The 18,448-nt window shown below is 39.7% G+C and carries 18 protein-coding genes and 1 pseudogene; 6 read left to right on the forward strand and 13 right to left on the reverse strand.

Translation table 11 applies throughout. From position 1 onward, the window contains the following. Positions 1-164 precede the first annotated feature (164 nt). Genes dprA through gltX form a run of 5 tightly spaced genes read right to left on the reverse strand, consistent with a single transcriptional unit; the run spans position 165 to position 5,600 of the window. A complete protein-coding gene (gene dprA / locus PQG52_RS01770) occupies positions 165-1,322 on the reverse strand; it encodes a DNA-processing protein DprA (RefSeq protein ID WP_271827622.1) in 1,158 nt (385 codons plus the stop codon). Beyond that, a complete protein-coding gene (gene plsY, locus PQG52_RS01775) occupies positions 1,315-1,983 on the reverse strand; it encodes a glycerol-3-phosphate 1-O-acyltransferase PlsY (RefSeq protein WP_408869530.1) in 669 nt (222 codons plus the stop codon). Before plsY ends, dprA begins: the two co-directional genes overlap by 8 nt. Then, complete coding sequence (locus tag PQG52_RS01780) at positions 1,980-3,272, reverse strand: dihydroorotase (RefSeq protein WP_271827623.1); 1,293 nt, start codon at positions 3,270-3,272, stop codon at positions 1,980-1,982. Before PQG52_RS01780 ends, plsY begins: the two co-directional genes overlap by 4 nt. Continuing rightward, a complete protein-coding gene (locus tag PQG52_RS01785) occupies positions 3,269-4,204 on the reverse strand; it encodes an aspartate carbamoyltransferase catalytic subunit (RefSeq protein ID WP_271789172.1) in 936 nt (311 codons plus the stop codon). Before PQG52_RS01785 ends, PQG52_RS01780 begins: the two co-directional genes overlap by 4 nt. Then, positions 4,197-5,600: a glutamate--tRNA ligase gene (gltX, locus tag PQG52_RS01790; protein ID WP_271827624.1), complete on the reverse strand. Its 1,404-nt coding sequence runs from the start codon at positions 5,598-5,600 to the stop codon at positions 4,197-4,199. Before gltX ends, PQG52_RS01785 begins: the two co-directional genes overlap by 8 nt. 215 nt (positions 5,601-5,815) lie before the next feature. On the opposite strand from gltX, the gene PQG52_RS01795 reads away from it, so the two are divergent. From PQG52_RS01795 to PQG52_RS01815, 5 genes are all read left to right on the forward strand, one after another. Further along, positions 5,816-6,748, forward strand: coding sequence for a hypothetical protein (locus PQG52_RS01795; protein WP_271827626.1), 933 nt, complete (start codon positions 5,816-5,818; stop codon positions 6,746-6,748). Positions 6,749-6,976: 228 nt separating this feature from the next. Continuing rightward, positions 6,977-7,840, forward strand: a complete 864-nt coding sequence (locus PQG52_RS01800) for a sugar phosphate isomerase/epimerase family protein (RefSeq protein ID WP_271827627.1) — start codon at positions 6,977-6,979, stop codon at positions 7,838-7,840. 120 nt (positions 7,841-7,960) lie between these two features. Further along, the gene (locus PQG52_RS01805) at positions 7,961-9,130 is read left to right on the forward strand and encodes a Gfo/Idh/MocA family protein (protein WP_271827629.1); all 1,170 of its coding nucleotides are present in this window, start codon (positions 7,961-7,963) and stop codon (positions 9,128-9,130) included. Between the two features lie 24 nt (positions 9,131-9,154). Further along, positions 9,155-10,096, forward strand: coding sequence for a sugar phosphate isomerase/epimerase family protein (locus tag PQG52_RS01810; RefSeq protein ID WP_271800929.1), 942 nt, complete (start codon positions 9,155-9,157; stop codon positions 10,094-10,096). A gap of 225 nt (positions 10,097-10,321) precedes the next feature. Next, positions 10,322-12,307: a ComEC/Rec2 family competence protein gene (locus PQG52_RS01815; protein ID WP_408869533.1), complete on the forward strand. Its 1,986-nt coding sequence runs from the start codon at positions 10,322-10,324 to the stop codon at positions 12,305-12,307. Between the two features lie 102 nt (positions 12,308-12,409). On the opposite strand, the gene nth is transcribed toward PQG52_RS01815, so the two are convergent. From nth to hisB, 8 genes and pseudogenes are all read right to left on the reverse strand, one after another. Further along, positions 12,410-13,090, reverse strand: a complete 681-nt coding sequence (gene nth, locus PQG52_RS01820) for an endonuclease III (protein WP_271827630.1) — start codon at positions 13,088-13,090, stop codon at positions 12,410-12,412. Positions 13,091-13,104: 14 nt separating this feature from the next. Beyond that, positions 13,105-13,473, reverse strand: coding sequence for a histidine triad nucleotide-binding protein (locus PQG52_RS01825; RefSeq protein ID WP_271827632.1), 369 nt, complete (start codon positions 13,471-13,473; stop codon positions 13,105-13,107). A gap of 19 nt (positions 13,474-13,492) precedes the next feature. Then, the gene (locus tag PQG52_RS01830; RefSeq protein WP_271789530.1) at positions 13,493-13,837 is read right to left on the reverse strand and encodes a phosphoribosyl-ATP diphosphatase; all 345 of its coding nucleotides are present in this window, start codon (positions 13,835-13,837) and stop codon (positions 13,493-13,495) included. Between the two features lie 24 nt (positions 13,838-13,861). Then, positions 13,862-14,623, reverse strand: coding sequence for an imidazole glycerol phosphate synthase subunit HisF (hisF, locus tag PQG52_RS01835; protein WP_271827634.1), 762 nt, complete (start codon positions 14,621-14,623; stop codon positions 13,862-13,864). Next, a pseudogene (gene hisA, locus PQG52_RS01840) lies at positions 14,617-15,958 on the reverse strand (1-(5-phosphoribosyl)-5-[(5-phosphoribosylamino)methylideneamino]imidazole-4-carboxamide isomerase). The gene hisF and the pseudogene hisA overlap by 7 nt, the downstream one beginning before the upstream one ends. Before the next feature lie 8 nt (positions 15,959-15,966). Continuing rightward, positions 15,967-16,647, reverse strand: coding sequence for an imidazole glycerol phosphate synthase subunit HisH (gene hisH, locus PQG52_RS01845; protein ID WP_271827635.1), 681 nt, complete (start codon positions 16,645-16,647; stop codon positions 15,967-15,969). Positions 16,648-16,651: 4 nt separating this feature from the next. Continuing rightward, a complete protein-coding gene (locus PQG52_RS01850; protein ID WP_271800925.1) occupies positions 16,652-17,008 on the reverse strand; it encodes a hypothetical protein in 357 nt (118 codons plus the stop codon). Further along, on the reverse strand, positions 17,005-17,601 hold the full coding sequence (gene hisB, locus PQG52_RS01855; RefSeq protein WP_271827636.1) for an imidazoleglycerol-phosphate dehydratase HisB: 597 nt from the start codon (positions 17,599-17,601) through the stop codon (positions 17,005-17,007). Before hisB ends, PQG52_RS01850 begins: the two co-directional genes overlap by 4 nt. Positions 17,602-17,819: 218 nt before the next feature. Between hisB and PQG52_RS01860 the strand changes: the two genes are divergently transcribed. Next, positions 17,820-18,407 carry a nitroreductase family protein gene (locus PQG52_RS01860; protein ID WP_271827637.1) on the forward strand — a complete coding sequence of 196 codons (588 nt, stop codon included), beginning with the start codon at positions 17,820-17,822 and terminating at the stop codon, positions 18,405-18,407. Positions 18,408-18,448: the final 41 nt, after the last annotated feature.

The following is an 18,448-nucleotide window of genomic DNA, read 5'->3' on the forward strand; positions in this document are numbered from 1 at the left end:
TCTCCAGGCGAGAATAAGATGAAAAGTGTAAAGTCGAAAATATAAAAAACAAAATACTATCGTTTTTTTTTAAAGAAGCAAATGTTATTTAATTGCCTTCTAATAATGTTTGGTAATCTTTTTGTAAAGATATGAAAGAGAATTTTAACAAACCAGCAATAATTTTAAGTAGTTAAGATATAACCATTATGCTGAAAGATAATTTTATTATTGATCTCAAGTAAAGTAATTGTGCTAAGTATTTCAGTGGCTGAATAAGAAAGATGACGAATAATTAAATCGATGGGGATCGGTGTTGTCGATAATAAAGCAGTGATTTCATCTTCTATTGAATTGCATGTTGTTTCCTGAATGGTATCCATTGATTGTTTATCAATTGTAGCAATAGAAGGCTCTATATCAGTAAATAAATCTGGTTTAAAAGGTTTATGATTGTTTGTAATGAATGGTGAAAGCTCTGGAATAATATCCAACGCACTTTCCGTAAGAACTGCACCCATTCGTATCAGATTATTGCTGCCTTTACAGCGTGGATCCAAAGGTGATCCAGGCACAGCAAAGATAGGTTTGTTATAATTTAACGCAAGTTTGCTTGTAATCAGACTGCCAGAATTCAGAGCAGCTTCAATAACGACACATCCATGACATAGCCCTGCAATTAATCTGTTTCGACGAGGGAAATGAGTGGCTTGGGGAGAAGTGCCAAATGGAAATTCTGATATAATAACGCCTTTGTCGGCAATTTGCTTTTGTAGTTTTTCATGCTCTGTCGGATAAACAATATCGATCCCGCATGCAATGGCTGCAATTGTAAAGCCTGTATATAAAGCACCTTTGTGTGCAGCCTGATCGATGCCTCTGGCTAAACCAGAAGTGACACCAATCGAATGTGCTGCTAAATCAGCAGCAAGACTTTCTGCAATACGAATACCGTGCATTGACGCATTTCTGGCTCCAACAATTGCAATATTTTGCTGATGTAGAAAACCCGCGTTTCCCAAAACAGTAAGGACTGGAGGTGCATCATCTAATTGGGTCAATAATGCAGGATAGTCATCAAAGCCGTGAATGAGAAATTGTCCTTGAAGTTCAAAAGTTTTCTCAATTTCCTCAATGATAATAGAGAGAGGCGGTGGCGAAAAATACGTAGAGGTTTTTTTATTTCTGAGTAACGAAGGTAATACGTCTAAGGCTGCATCAGGTGTGTGATATTTTTTTAATAGCTGATGAAAGCGAATAGCTCCGATACCGTCTGTTCTTGCTAACCTTAAATAGGAAGATAGCTTTTGAATAGACAGGTTTTTGGATATCATTTTAGTCATTCGATGACTTTGATAAGGAAGATTGCTCTTTTTTATCTCCAATACGGGGTTCCGTGCCATCCATCAGACGTTGAATATTGGCGTGGTGCCGCCAGATAACCAACAGACTTATGATTAGGCTTGGAAAGAGTAGAGGTGCTTTTAAGTCAAACTGGGATTCAATCATAACTAATAATGGCCACGCGATAAACGCTGATAATGCACCCATTGAAGAAATTTTCGATAATTTAGCGCCTAAAAGCCAAATAGCACAGCATAAAGCGCCAGAAATTGGTGTTAACGCAAGTGCGGCACCAAGGCCCGTTGCGACACCTTTGCCGCCTTTAAAGCCTAACCATATTGGGAAGCAATGTCCAAGCACCACACAAATAGCAGCAATCGAAATCGCGGGATTAAGATTAGCCAGGCCAAAAATATACCCGCAAGCTATTGCAAATGTTCCTTTGCCCATATCGCACAATAATGTGAGTGCTGCGAGTTTTTTATTACCTGTTCTTAGCACATTGGTTGCCCCAATATTGCCAGAGCCAATTTTACGAATATCCCCCATTCCGCCGAGTTGGCTGATAAGCATCCCAAAAGGAATGCTGCCAATAAGATAGGATATCAACGCAATTCCGCTCATTAAAGGCATTTGAGAAGGGGGGATATGCCACATCATGATGATTGCCTCGTATAAACACGACGACCAGATTTCCACGTACCTAAAACAACCCCAGGCAGTTCACGATTATCAAAAGGTGTATTTTGTGCACGTCCTGGTAATTTGCCAGCTTCAACCAGCCAAGTTTGATCGGGATCAAACAAACAAAGATCAGCATCAGCCCCTATATTCAAGGTTCCAAAATGTTGATCTAATAACGCTGCGGGACGATAGGTTAATAACGATAATGCATCCGATAAGGAAAGATTGCCTTCTTTAACCCGTAATAAAGTGACACTTAATAAAGTGACTAATCCTGTGCCACCAGCAGCAGCTTCAGCAAAAGGTAGTCGTTTATCATCAACATCACGGGGAAGATGATCTGATGCAATCGCATCAATTGTTCCATCGGCAAGCGCTTGGCAAACAGCTTGACGATCTTCTTCGGATCGTAATGGTGGTGATAATTTTGCATAAGTACGAAAATCACCAATAGCTTCTTCATTAAGATCGAAATATACAGGTGCGGTATCGCAACTGATGGGTAATCCTTTGGCTTTAGCTTGGCGAATTAACTCCAGCCCTTCGGCGGTGGATATATGACCAAAATGTAAACGGCATCCCGTCAATTCAGCAAGACGCAAGTCTCTGGCAATCATGATGGCTTCAGCAGCAGCAGGAATAGAAGGTAATCCTAATTTGGTAGCCAACTCACCGCGAGTGGCACTGCCATTTCTAGCAAGAGAAGGGTCCTCTGGATGTTGCACGACAAGGCAATTATATCCTCTGGCATAAGCCATGATGAGCATCATGAGGCGTGTATTTTCGAGGGCTTTGTTTCCATCAGTGAACGCAATTGCTCCCGCTTCATGTAACAAACCGATTTCAGCCATCTCTTTGCCTTCGCACCCGACACTCAGCGCACCGTAAGGCAAAATATTGACAGAATGTGTTTCTTCCCCTTTGGCTTTGAGTAGAGTTACCAGTGCGGGGTTATCAATGGCTGGTTTACTGTTGGGTAGAATTGCCATAGTAGTAATACCACCCGCAGCACTAGCTTCGGCAGCTGTAGCAATTGTTTCACGATATTCATAACCTGGTTCGCCAACAGTGACGCGCATATCGACTAGACCAGGACACAGTACAGCGCCTTGCCCATCAATAAGTTCACATTCTTCGGGTGGCTTTTCTGTTTCTGGAAGATCGACAGCAGCAATCTTGCCTTCTTTGACAAGTAAACGTCCCAATTTATCCAACCCAGATTTAGGGTCAATTAAGCGCACATTGGTAAAAAGCAATGGTTTCATGGTTGTGCCTTTATCTGAGAGAATTTTTCAAGAACAGCCATGCGAACAGCAACACCCATTTCAACTTGCTCTTGAATAACGCTTTGTACAGGGTCGTCTGCTACATTACTGTCGATTTCTACCCCGCGGTTTAATGGACCAGGATGCATAACCAAAGCACCTGATTTAGCAAGGTTAAGGCGACGGCGATCCAATCCAAAGAAACGGAAATATTCTCTGCTACTGGGGACGAGACCAGCTTGCATTCGTTCTTTCTGCATTCGTAACATCATAATAACATCAACGCCTTTAATCCCTTCGTCCATAGAATAGTAAGGGGTGGCGCCCATTTTTGTAATCGTTAGTGGCAATAAAGTTGGTGGACCAATGACGCGTACGTTGCAACCCATTGTATTTAAAAGTAAAATATTTGAACGAGCTACTCGACTATGTAAAATATCACCACAAATTGCAACGGTTAATCCTGATAATTTCCCGTAATGGCGACGAATAGTAAGCGCATCTAACAATGCTTGTGTGGGGTGTTCATGCATCCCGTCACCTGCATTAATGACGCTGGCATCGACTTTTTGAGCTAAAAGGGCTGGCGCGCCAGAGTGAGCATGTCGAATAACCAATAGATCAGCACGCATTGCGTTTAATGTATAAGCTGTATCTAATAATGTTTCCCCTTTGCTGACAGAGGAGGTGGAGACAGACATATTAATCACGTCAGCGCCTAGTCGTTTTCCTGCTAATTCGAAAGAGGTTCTGGTTCGTGTGCTATTTTCAAAAAAGAGCGTAATCAGAGTACGTTCTCTTAATAAGGTCCTAGGCGTTTTTCTGGATCGATTAAGCAAAGCATAATTATCCGCTCGATCCAATAAAGACTCTATGTGATGAGGGGATAAGCCTTCTATTCCAAGAAAATGCTGTCCAAATGGATTATCCATTGGTTACGGCTCCTAATCTAGCCAAAACTTCCTCTTTACCCAAAGCGAGTAATGTATCATCAATTCCAGGAGACATGGTGCTGCCTGTCACGGCTGCGCGCAGAGGTTGGGCGACTTTACCCAACTTTAACGATTCTTTTTCTGCAAATTCGTGAAGAAGATGATTAATGGTTTCTTTGGTAAAAGGAGTTAATGTGGCAAGTTGCGATGCAAGTTTGCTTAACATATCACAATTTTCTTCGGTCAGTAATTTTTGTGCTTTATCTGTAAAAGATAGAGGGGTTTGAGCAAATATAAATTGTGAATTCTCAGCGAGTTCTACAAGGTTTTTAGCACGTTCTTTAAGTCCTGGCATCAATGTTAATAAACGATCTTGATGGCTTTGATCTAGGATAAGATCAGGATTGTTTGAAAGGCGACTTACAACATCTTTAACGAGTCTTTGATCGTCCGCTTGGCGGAGCCAATAGCCATTGACATGCATTAATTTTGCATAATCCATACGAGAGGGTGAGCGTCCTACACCATCAAGATCAAAGAGTTTAATCTGTTCTTCACGGTCTAGAATCTCGTCGTCTCCATGTCCCCAACCCAAGCGTAATAAATAATTACAAAGCGCTTCTGGTAAATATCCTTCATCTCGGAATTCGACAACAGAGCTGGCACCGTGACGTTTGGAAAGTTTTGCACCATCAGGCCCGTGAATAAGTGGCAAATGTGCAAAATTTGGAATATCCCAGCCCATTGCGCGATAGATCATCAGTTGGCGGAAAGTGTTGGTTAAATGGTCATCTCCACGAATAACATGGGTAATATTCATGTCATGATCATCACATACAACCGCATGTTGATAGGTCGGCGTTCCATCGGCACGCAGGATAATCATATCATCCAGTTCAATATTTGCGACAGTGACTTCGCCTTGAACTAAATCATTGAGAATGGTTTTTCCTTCGTGAGGTGCTTTAATTCTAACTGTGTAAGGCGCACCTTCCCGGGCTTCTGATTCGTCACGATCGCGCCAATAGCCATTATAACGAGGGGGTTTTCCCTCAGCTTGTGCCTTGGCACGCATATCGGCAAGCTCTTCTTGGGTACAGAAACATTTATAGGCTTTACCTGTTTCTAATAAATGTAAAGCCACTTCTTGATGCCGTTTAATACGGGTTGATTGATAGACAGGTTCTTCGTCTGGGGTTAATCCCATCCATGCTAATCCATCAAAAATAACATCTACGGCTTGTTGTGTAGAGCGCTCTTTATCTGTGTCTTCAATACGTAATAAAAATTGACCATTATGATGCTTGGCATAAAGATAATTAAAAAGTGCTGCGCGAGCATTTCCAATATGGAGTAAACCTGTGGGGCTTGGGGCAAAACGTGTACGAACTGTCATAAGCGTCTTTCTTGAGTGCGCAAATTGAAAATAAATTTTGTATAAACGATCATACTATAATTATTTAAATCATATATGTGAAGTCTAGTTTCGTATTTGTTGTTATATTTTTCATCCCGTTAAGGATATGGGCGTTTCTTGACCGAATAATTAAAAAATCGATTAAAGCTGTTCAATTTTAATGATGTATTATGATCTGAGAATGGAGATGCAGAATGGATGAGCAAAAAGAACGTCAGGAAAGAAAAATTCAACGTGGTAGAATACCGGCGCCGCGTTTATATGGAATATTGGCAAGATCAAAGAGAGAGGGAGTGATTTTGCGTCGAGGCCCTAAAGAATGGGTGCAACTTATTAGCTGGAATCTTTCTAACGATACATTGGAACATGGGCAATGGTTAAAAGGGCGCGTTTATGAAAATCGGTGTGATTTATCGCCATCTGGAAAGTATTTGATATATTTTGCCACAGGCCAGCACGGTACTCGCAGAGGATATGTTGGAACAATGGTGTCAAAACCGCCTTTCTTTACGGCGTTGGCATATTGGAAACATGGTGGTCATACATGGGGTGGAGGCGGTGTTTTTGAGAATGAAAAAACTATTCAATTAAATCATTATTTGGATGAGCAAATACTAGCAGATGGATTTTCCGTGCCTTCGTCTATTCGTGTTAAACCTTTTGGAGAACAATCGGGCAAAGGTGAAGATTGGCCTGTTTATTATCATAGGCAATGTCGTGATGGATGGGTAATGATACAAGAAGGGAAATGCCATCGTGCGTCCGCTGATATGACATATTTTTGGTATTTCGATCCTGTGATGATTTTTGAAAAAGTAAATAAAAATGGCTTCAAATTACAACAAATATGGCGCTGGATAGGAAGGCAAAATAAGCCTCATCTAGAGTCCGATTATGTGATTTTAGATCCGAATACTCGAATTTGTTTACAACTTGAGAATTTGACTTGGGCAGATTGGGATCAAGGGGATTTGGCTTTTGCTAAAAATGGATGTTTGTATCGTCTTTCATGTAGTAAAAAAGGACATTTTCCACCTGTAGAAGAACAATTTTTTAAATTGATTTATAATTTTAGAAAGAACTCTTTTACACCATTAAAAGCGCCACCTAAAGCATGTAAGTGGTGACTCTTTTAATCCATCGCTTATCTTATTTTTCAATCCTTTCAAGATAAGTTGATCTGCCGAAATATATTTTCTTATTGTTGTTCTTTGAAATGTTGTTTACCAATAGTTATGGAAATTTTTTTCTATTAGAAGAAATTTATATCCTAAAATAGAATTATTTTTCTACGATTGTGAAAAAAGTAGAAAAATGATGGTCATAATTTTTAAACTAGGTTTTGGGGGACAAAGATGAAATTTGCATATGATCCCAGTCACTTTAGAGATAATACAACAATAACTGAAATGATTCACAAGGTTGCTGATCTCGGATATGAATATATTGAGATGTCTCCTCGTGTAGATTTTTGCCCTTTTTATGGATTTCCTAAAGTCGACAAAGCAATGATACAAACCGTAAAAAAAACTCTGTCTGAAACAGGGGTAAAGATCTCTTCTTTATTGCCTTTGTATCATTGGGCTGGACCAGAGGAAGATCGCCGTCAAGCAGCGGTACGCAATTGGAAAAGAGCGATTGAAATTGCTGTAGAGTTGGGCGTTGACCTGATGAATAGTGAATTTTCAGGATCAAAATATCAAGCGGATGTTTCAGAGGAAATGTTTATTCGCTCGATGGATGAATTATTACCTATATTTGAAAAAGAAGGCGTTCGTCTAAATTTACAAGCACATCCTTATGATTTTATTGAAACCAATGCGGGTGCAGTGAATATGATTAGAGCACTTGATAAACCTTGGATCAAGCTAGTTTATTCAACAGCACATGCTTTTTATTATGATGATGGTGTTGGTGATATTAATGCTCAGTTTGATGAGGATGGGGATCTAATAGACCATGTTTTATTTGCAGATACATATAATCATAAAGCGGCCTTTGGATTACGGTATATTGTTAATCCACCCGATGCAAAAGTAACTATTCATCAGCATTTAAATATCGGTGAAGGTGAAGTCGATTTCGATACAATTTTTAAAAGACTGCGAGCCATGAAATTTGATGGGATTGCAACCAATGCTGTCTTTGCATGGTCTGATAAACCACAAGAATCTTCAGATTTTATGAAGAAAAAATTAAAAGAAGGTCTTGGAATATAATGTTTAACATTGATGCTGCCTTCGTTTAACGCTGGATAAAATCATACTATTTTCACTGTTTTTCAATGCATGGCAGCATTTTGATTTCTTAACAAATTTAAATAATAAAGGTTTAAGAATATGATTAATGGTGAAAGTAAAATTGCACGGTTGCGTTGGGGTATGATCGGTGGTGGTCGTACGGGACAAGTCGGCTATAAGCATCGTACAGGCGCGTTAAGAGATGGAACTTATCAACTCATTTGTGGCGCTTTCGACCTTGATGTAGAGAGAGGTCGTGAGTTTGGGGTAAATATTGGTGTTGCATCAGATCGTTGTTATGCGGATTACAAGGAATTAATTGCCAAAGAAACAGCACGTCCAGATGGTGTGGAGGTGGTTTCTATTGCAACGCCTAATTTCACGCATTTTGAAATTACCAAAGCATGTTTAGAAGCTGGCTTGCATGTTATTTGTGAAAAACCTTTATTTTTCACGGTGGAAGAATGTGAGGAAGTTCGAAAAATTGCTGAAGAAAAAGGATTAATAATCGGGGTAACTTATGGATTCACAGGGCATCCATTGGTTGAACAAATGGCTGTGATGGTTAAAAAGGGAATGCTTGGCGATATTCGTATTGTTGATTTGCAATATACACATGGATTTAATGCTGGGGACGATACCAATGCCAGCGAAGCACAAAAATGGAGAACCAACCCCAAGACTTCTGGTCCAACATTTGTGCTAGGGGACATCGGAACACATCTTTATTATCTTACAGAAGTCGTGTTGCCACATTTAAAAATCGACAAACTGCTTTGTGATCGTAAGGCATTTATTCCAACGCGTGAACCTTTGGAAGATCATGCAACGGTGTTAATGCATTATGATAATGGTGCTCGTGGACATTTATGGGTTTCTTCGGTTGATGCAGGGAATATGCGTTCGCATCGTTATCGTTTTGTTGGGTCTAAAGCATCGCTTGAATGGACAGATTCTTTTCCGAACCAATTAAGCTATGAAGTGCAGGGCGAGCCTGTCAGAATCTTGCATCACGGTATGCCTTATCTAGAAGATGAAACGAATGCGATTGATCGCATGGGGGCATTACATACCGAAGGGCTAGGAGATAGCTGGGCAAATATTTATTTATGGATTGCTCAAGCTATTGATGCCAAGAAAAGAGGAGATGAAGCCTTTTTGAAAACGCATCGTTATCCTGGGATCGAAGCAGGGACAGAGGGTGTTCGTTGGCTTGAAAACTGTGTTCGTTCTGCGGATGCAGGGGCAGTATGGGTTGATTTTAAATAAACTATTATAAGAGAAGTGAATAGAATGAAATTATCAATTTGTACTGATGTGATGGCGGATCTTTCTTTTGTAGAAATGTTGGATAAGTGCGTCAAACTTGGTGTTGAAGGCATTGAGATGACGGGTGGCGGCTGGTCTCGCGCACCACATTTTAGAGCCGATGAATTATTGGCTGACAAAGGGTTGCTCAAACAAAAACTAAATGAAATTAAAGCCAGAAATCTTGAAATTGCAGCGTTAAATTGTTCAGGCAACCCATTGGATCCAGGAGGGATGGGAAAACGTCATTTAAAAGAAATCGAAGATACTATTCGATTGGCTGGGGAAATTGGCGTTAAGAAAATCGTTACTATGTCTGGTTTGCCCGAGGCTGCTCATGGCGATACAGTTCCAAATTGGCTGGTTTATACCAAAAGCTGGCCAGGGGAGATGCCTGAGCGAGATCGCTATCAATGGGAAGATAGAGCTTTTCCTTTGTGGCATCATTTGGTAAAATTGGCTGACGAAGTGGGTGTCGAAAAATATGCCCTTGAGAATTTCTCGGCAATGTTGGTTTGGAATCCAGAAACACTTTTTCGACTTCGCAATGAAGTGGGAGAAAAAGTCGGAATGAATTTAGATCCTTCACATTTAATATGGATGGGTGCTGATCCAATTGCTTCAGCCAGAGCATTAGGAAAAGCTATTCATCATTGTCATGGTAAAGATACCCGTATTGAACGTGGATTAGCGGATGTGAATGGGTTGCTTGAAACCAAAGAAGTGACAGATGTTGCTAATCGTGCTTGGAACTATGTGGCGGTTGGGGCAGGTAAAGATTTGCAATGGTGGAAAGAATTCTTCTCGGTCGTCAGGATGGTTGGATATAATGGTTGGGTCAGCTTAGAAATGGAAGATTTTACGATGTCTACTGAAGCTGGTATTCAAACATCTATTGATGCTTTGCAAGCAACGATTAGTCGGTAATTTTATTGTATCACCTATAGAATATTTGTTTAAAAGATTAATATTATATATTAATATATACCTTATCTATATATTAATTTTATTAAGGCTAACAATATTCAAGCTATATTCTATAGGATATCTCAATATTTATATATTGAAACTGAATCGCTGAGATTATGGATTCCTATTGCTTTTGCCGTTGGATGTTTAGCTTATTTCTTACTACCTTTTGAACCATCTATCATTTGGGGATGTATATTTTCTGTTATAGGATTAACAGCAGTAATCATAATCCGTCGTTATTACACGGCGTATTTAGGTCTTTATCAAATCAGTTGGACAATTACACTAATAGCGTCGGGGTTTTGCTTGGCATGGTTGCAAACCTACCGCCAAGAACCTTTTTATGCGGTGCCCTCTCGTGCGACGGTTGTCCAAGGACAAATTCAGTCTATTGAATATTTAAATAACGGTAAGAAACGGATTACGTTACAGCAAGTTCGTTTTAAAACAGCACCAGAATCAGATCAACAAAAATGGGAAAGAGTGATCTTATTCACGCTTTCTAAAAAAGATAATCAGTTTTTACGAAATGGTGATTTGGTGCAGGCGAGGGTTATGTTGCATCGCCCTGCACCTCCTCAATATGTAGGAGGCTATGATCTACAATTTCGATCTTGGTTTAACAATATAGGAGCATATGGATACGCTCTAGAACCTGTAAAACTTATTTCTGTTCACCCTATTTACTCGATACAAAGTCTAAGAGAGAAAATTGCAGCACATATTCGAGAAATAAATGCTGGTTCTGCAGGGATTATTGCGCAAATCTTGCTGACAGGCATGGGTGGAGAATTATCCCCTGATGTGCGTCATGTATTTGCTGCTTCTGGACTGGCGCATCTATTGGCAATTGCTGGATTACATTTGGGCATTGTGATGGGGATTGTTGCTTTTACAGTGCGGTGGTTATTGTTGCGCAGCCAAACTCTGACATTATACTGGCCGATAAAAACGATTGCGATTATCGTTGGATGGACTGTCGGATGTGGTTACTTGGTGCTAACAGGATTGCATATTCCAGCAATGCGAAGTCTATTAATGGCCAGTATTGTGATGTTGGCTTTACTTTGCAATCGTTCGGTGTTTTCTAAATATAATTTGATGCTGGCTGCCTTATTTCTTTTGTTGCTTTCGCCAGCTTCTGTATTGGATGTGTCATTTCAGATGTCAATGACGGCGGTGATGGCTCTGGTTTCTGGATATCAGTTGATTTATCGGTGGTTAGAGAAATACCAACAGATTAACTCTTATTTATTCCGATTTATTAAAGTTTATATTCTGGAAGGGGCATGGGTTAGTATTTTGGCAGGAACCGCTGTGGTTCCTGTGGTGATGTTTTATTTTCACGAATTAAATCTATATTTTGTCTTTGCAAATTTAATTGCAGTTCCTTTAATGGCTTTGTGGGTTATGCCTTTGGGATTATTGACCTTATGCACAATGACTTTTGGGTTTGATTATATTTTCTTAAAGCTCATGACCTTTGGAATAGATTGGATTATTTGGTTAGCAGAGCTTGTTTCCCATTTACCTTATGCCAGTGTTTCAGTTCCTAATTTTCCTGCTTGGGGATACGCACTTTATTTTCTAGGGCTTTGTATTCTATGTTTATGCATAACAGCCATGCGTTGGTTTGGTATAATCGTGATGATAATCGGCATATCGTCTATTTTTTGTATAACCACACCAACTATTATAACGTCACCTAATGGAAGAATGATAGGGATCAATCACCAGCATCGATTGTTGATGGTCTGTCAAGGAGGATGTGATCCGATAGCCGTGGAAGAATGGCGTAAAATTACAAAACTTACAGAAGCCAAAGTAATATCTTCCAATACCATAGAGGCAGGAATATATTGTAATAAGGATTATTGCTTTATCAAAAGAAAGAGGATTTTGATTTTATTAAAGAGTATTCCAAAGGATCAACAAGAGAATTTATGTCGATCAAGTCTCATTGAATTATCTTTCTTGTGGAATGAGTCCTCTTGTAAAAATATTCCTGTTATCAATAAAAAAGAAAATTGGATTAATGGCGCACATAGTATCTGGCTAGATCCTCTAATAATAAACACCGATATATATAATAGGGGGCAGCGACCTTGGGTTATGGAACCTATTCAGAGGGGGGTTCCTAAAATGCCGATGGCACAGCAGGAATAATATTATAAGGTAGAATTAAACAAAGAGTTTTATGAATCAGTTACTATTCTTAAGTTTGTATAGTCATAAATACTTAAATAAATTTTAGGCTAGCCAATATACTTAAATTGCTAAATTTTTATTTGGATAATGGCAAACAGCAGTAGCAGGACAACGCCAACATTCGGGTTTTCTGGCTTTACAAATATATCTTCCGTGTAAAATCAACCAATGATGAGAATCTCGTAATAATTCTTTAGGAATACGCCGAATTAATGCTTTTTCAACCGCAAGTACATCCTTTCCTATAGCAAGACCTGTGCGATTTCCCAATCTAAAAATATGGGTATCAACAGCCATGGTGCTTTGATTAAAAGCGATATTTAACACGACATTTGCTGTTTTTCGACCTACGCCAGGTAAGGCTTCTAACGCTTTTCTTTCTCCAGGAACATCACCATTATAATGTTCTAACAGCTGAGCCGACAAAGCAACTACATTTTTTGATTTCGCACGCCATAGACCAATGGAATTGATGTATTTTGCAACGCCTTCTTCGCCTAAGGCAACCATTTCTGAGGGAGTAGATGCAGCTTGAAATAGCTTGTCCGTTGCTTTATTGACTGATGCATCTGTTGCTTGTGCCGATAAAACAACAGCAACCAGCAATGTATAAGGAGAAGTATAATTTAATTCACTTTTTGCATCTGGGTTTTCTTTGGCCAAAAGTTCAATAAAAGTTCGTACTTCTGCCAATGACATGGCGCTTACTTTTTTATCTGCTTCTACGTTTTTGCTCTTCATTGCGAAAAATTAAACTAACCCATAAAGCCCAATTGTTTTCCACCCATAATATGGAAATGGAAGTGGGGAACTTCTTGCCCAGAATCTCTGCCTGTGTTGCTGATGATACGATATCCATTATCTTCAAGTCCCAATTCTTTGGCGACATGAGCAATGGCTTTGCTAAAGGCAACAAGCTCTTCTGGTGCAGCACGTTCAGCAAAATCAGAATAGCAAGTATATGGATTTTTAGGAATTACCAACGCATGGACTGGGGCTTGTGGAGCAATATCATGAAATGCAAGCACAAAGTCGTTTTCGTAAATTGCTTTGCATGGGATTTCTTTTCTTAGAATTTTTGCAAAAATATTTTGAGGATCATATTTTGAGATATTAATAGACATAGTTTGCTCCTTGCATAATTTATTTCAAAGGATCACTAGAACGCGCAGCTTTTTCTGCAATGCCGCTGGTTCCTTCTCTGCGATGTAGTTCTTGCCAAACATCATCAGGGGATACGCCTGCACTGACCCACATAACGAGTAAATGATATAATACATCAGCACTTTCGGTAATCAATTCTTTTTGATTGCCAGTGGCACATTCAATCAGACATTCAACGGCTTCTTCACCGAATTTTTCAGCAGTTTTTTTTGAACCTTTGGCCAGTAATTTTGCAGAATAGCTGGTATTGGGATCTGCATTTTTTCTTGAAAGAATGGTTTCATAGAGTTGATTAAGGATATCGGCGCTGATTTTTGGGCTCATCATTATCTTCTTTTGATCTAATTCTTATTTCGATAAACGAACAGGAACGTTGTTTTGGGCGAGTTCTTGTTTAACTTGAGAGATCGTAAATTGCCCAAAATGAAAGACGCTTGCTGCCAGCAGGCCTGTGGCTCCTGTCTGTGCTCCTTCGGTAAAATGATGTAATTCACCGACACCACCACTGGCAATCACAGGGATCTTAATGGCATTACAAACTGTTTTTAATAGTTCCAAATCAAACCCTTTTCCTGTTCCATCACGGTCCATGCTGGTCAGTAAGATTTCACCAGCTCCACGTTCTGCCATTTGTTGACACCATTCAATCGCATTAATGCCCGTTGGATTACGCCCCCCATGGGTATAGATTTCCCAAGATCCTTTGCCATTAGAACGTGCATCAATCGCGACAACTACACATTGACTACCAAATTTATTTGCAGCTTCGTTGATAAGTTCGGGGGTTTTGACGGCAGCTGAATTGATTGCACATTTATCAGCCCCAGCCAGTAAAAGTGCGCGCATATCTTCTACACGACGAACGCCGCCACCAACTGTTAAAGGTAGGAATATTTTCTCTGCAGTGCGAGTCACGACATCCAGAATGGTATCTCTGTTTTCATGGCTGGCGGTAATGTCAAGAAACGTCAGTTCGTCTGCACCTGCTTGATCATAAACCAATGCTTGTTCAACGGGATCACCAGCATCACGCAATGAAACAAAATTGACCCCTTTAACAACGCGACCATCTTTTACATCAAGACAAGGGATAACCCTGGTTTTTAACATGTTTCCAAGACCTTTAATGCTTCGGTAATATTCACACGCCCATCATATAATGCCCGACCAACGACAACGCCCTCAATACCCGGTTCTGTGTTGGCGACTTCACGTAAAGCACGTAAATGATCTAAATTGCCTACACCACCACTGGCGATGACAGGGATAGATAAATGGTGCGCTAATTCAGCCGTTTGTTCTAAATCTAATCCAGACAACATGCCATCTCGCTGAATCTCAGTAAAAATAATTGCTCCAGCGCCGCTGTCTTGTAATTTTAAGGCAAGATCAAGAGCTTTCATTTCAGAGGTCTCCGCCCAACCTTCGGTAGAAACAAACCCCGATTTAGCATCAATCCCAATCACGATTTGATTAGGAAATGCTTTACAAGCATCGTAAACCAGTTGTGGGCTTTTAACCGCGACACTGCCCAGAATAACGCGAGCAACCCCTTGAGACAGCCAAAACTCAATGGATTGAAGGTCTCTGATGCCACCGCCAAGCTCTACTGGAACCTTTGAATTCGCAAGGATGGCTTGCACTGCTTCGATATTGACAGGTTTTTTAGCAAAAGCACCATCCAAATCCACAACATGTAGCCATTTACATCCTTGCTGATGCCATTCTTTGGCTTGGCTTCCTGGATCATCTGAGTAAATGGTGGCTTGATCCATTTCCCCTTGGCGTAACCGAACGCATTGCCCGCCTTTTAAATCAATTGCAGGATATAAGGTTAATGGACGAGGAGAGGGATGTGATGTCATAAAAAAAGAGCTTTCCTGATTATGAGGAGGAAGTATTTAAAAAAGATTTATAAAGCAATAAGCCTTTAACAATTTGACCGTCTATTCTTTGATAATAAGGGTGAGTTGCCCAATGTTGATATTCATTTTGTAGATAAAATTGAAATAATTTTTTCTGTGTTTCGTCAATGATCACATTGATGATCGGAAATCCGAGTTGCGAAATACAATGCTCAACTTTTGATAAAAGCCTCTCTTCAACCCCTGCATTTAAAGCATAGGGTGCAACGGTAAAGATATCGATCATTGCAGCAATTGAAGACGAATCTTTTTGCTTTGGTGGCGTCGTGACTTCGCAAATTCCTGTAATATTCCCATCTAAACGTGCAATGAATAAAATCTTTTCAGGTACTAACAACACGCCTTTGAAATAGTTTTCTACCTGATGACGAGGAGGGGGCTTTGTCCATTTACAATGATATCCAGCAATAATCGAGGCCTCTAATGCTTCAGATAGAGAATGAAGATCGTCTTCATTCTCCCAAGATACGAGTTTTTCGATTTCTATTTTAGGTAAAAGACCAGAAGTAAAATGATCCATTTTAAGTCTTAATATGAATGATTAGGATAAGCGGAGTTTGTCTTCCATGTTAAAAAATTAGCAAGAATTCTCAGCCCGACTTCTTGGCTTTTTTCAACATGAAATTGTGTTCCAACCTTGTTGCCTTGGGCAATAATAGCAGGGACGGTTACTCCATCATAATCTGTTGTTGCGATAATATTCTGTGAATCGGCGTCGGTTAACGCGTAAGAATGCACAAAATAAGCATGATTACCAGGGTCTATTCCTTCAAGAATAGGGTACTGATTTGGTTTAAATTGTAATTCATTCCATCCCATTTGAGGTAGAGGTAAATTCTTGGGCTTCATTTGAGCAATCTCACCTTTTACCCACCCTAGGCCCTTAGTGATATGATGTTCCAGACCTCTTTGTGCCATTAATTGCATACCAACGCAAATTCCCAAAAAAGGAGTTCCTTGGTTGGTACTTTGTTCTATCGCGGTTAAAAGGTGAGGGATATTCTTTAATCCATTCATACAATCTGCAAAAGCACCTTGACCTGGCAATATAATTCGATCTGCATTAAGGATTGTGTCTGGATGGTTGCTGATTTCTACATCAACAGGTAAATTGATTTGTTGGGCTGCATACAGAGCAGCACGTTGTGCAGAGGCAAGGTTGCCGCCATTATAATCAATCACAACGATTTTAAGAGAAGTATGAGACATTATATTATATCTTTTGGGCAAGATCTGGATATTGATCGAGTAATCTTAATAAAGCAGCTTGTTTATTTCGTCCTGCTATAATTGTTTTGATTTTCCATCCTGATAACGTAAGTTCTGTTCTTTGAAAATGATACGCAAAACAGGCTAATAGAAAATGGATCAAAAATAAAATAACAAATGGCGGGTGTAACCAAAATTTTAAAGAAATACACAGGCTTAATATAATTAATCCGTGTATCCAGCTTTTTTGGATAAATAAACCAATTGCGCCCAAGACCAAAACCATCCAAGAAAATCCATTAGGAACAAGTTTGATATTTCTGGGGTATTGTGGATTGGTATAAACGGTAAAAAACTTCACAAGACACCTTTGGTAGATGGAATGTTATTTAAGGCACGAGCATCCAATTCACATGCACAGCGTAAAGCTCTGGCAGTGGCTTTGAAAGTTGCTTCGGCAATATGATGCGAATTACGTCCCGCACGTCTGATTGCATGTAGATTAATATACGCACTCATGACAAAACCGCGAAAAAATTCTTCGAACAGTTCTGTATCCATTTGCCCAATTTTTTGTGTAGGGAAAGATACATCCCAAGCCAAATAAGGACGGCCAGAAATATCAATGATGACTTCGCTGAGCGCTTCATCCAAAGGAACTGTAGCTTGTCCAAAACGACAAATCCCTTTTTTATCCCCAATGACTTGACGAAAAGCCTGTCCCAAAGCAATCCCTGTATCCTCGACACTGTGATGATCGTCTATATGAAGATCCCCTTTGACGACCAAATCAAGATCAAACAGACTATGTTTAGACAAAGCGGTTAGCATGTGGTCAAAAAAACCAATCCCTGTATTAATATTAGATTTTCCAGTGCCGTCAATATTTAGCGTCAACTGAATATCTGTTTCCGAAGTTTGTCTGTGTATGCTGGTTTGTCTTTGCTGGGTCATAAAAGATTCTGTGTCCATTGATAATGATTACTGGCGATACAAGATAGAAATATAAGGCCAAGAAAAAGAAAAGACAATCTTATAGAAATAGAATAATGTAAGAAAAATTATTTTTTATTAGTTTTTATCAGTTTTTAATTTTTTTATTCGAGATACTGTGAGTGTTTGAATACTAAAAATACGATATATGGTTTAATATTCATATAGTGGATTAGCAAATGTCAAATATTGATTTTTTACTTTCACGTTTTTCGAGCGGTGCTTTGAAAGAGCCAGCACCTTCGGATCAACAATTGCATCAAATTCTGTCTGTGGCAATGCGTGCGCCAGATCATGGAAAGCTGCGTCCTTGGCGTTTTATCGTAATTCCAAGGGAAAACAGAGCCGCATGGTTGCAATCGGTTGAGCAATCCATGCAAAAACCAGAATATGATTATCCTGCATCCTATTTGCCAAAAGTGCAGCATAATTTTTCATGCGCGCCGATGGTGATAGCACTTGGCATGCGTCAAATTACGCAAAAAACCAGCGTTTCCGTTGATGAACAACTAATGGCTAGTTCAGCTGCTGTGATGAATATTCTGAATGCTGTGCATGCGTTGGGATTTGGTGCTAAATGGGTTACGGGCCCAATTGCGAATAAAGATATTGTTGAAGGGCTAGGGTTCCAAGAACCTTATCGGATGCTTGGTTTCTTATTTATCGGCAGTTTATGTGAGTCTGAAGAAGCTCCACCTCGCGTATCGGTAGATGATTATGTTGCTATTTGGAACGGGAAGCCTGTTCAATTCAAAGTAGATATTTAAGAGTATATGACCTACTTAAGAATAAAATTATATTAATTTGG

The sequence above is a fragment of the Commensalibacter communis genome (assembly GCF_947179105.1).
Lineage (GTDB): Bacteria > Pseudomonadota > Alphaproteobacteria > Acetobacterales > Acetobacteraceae > Commensalibacter > Commensalibacter communis.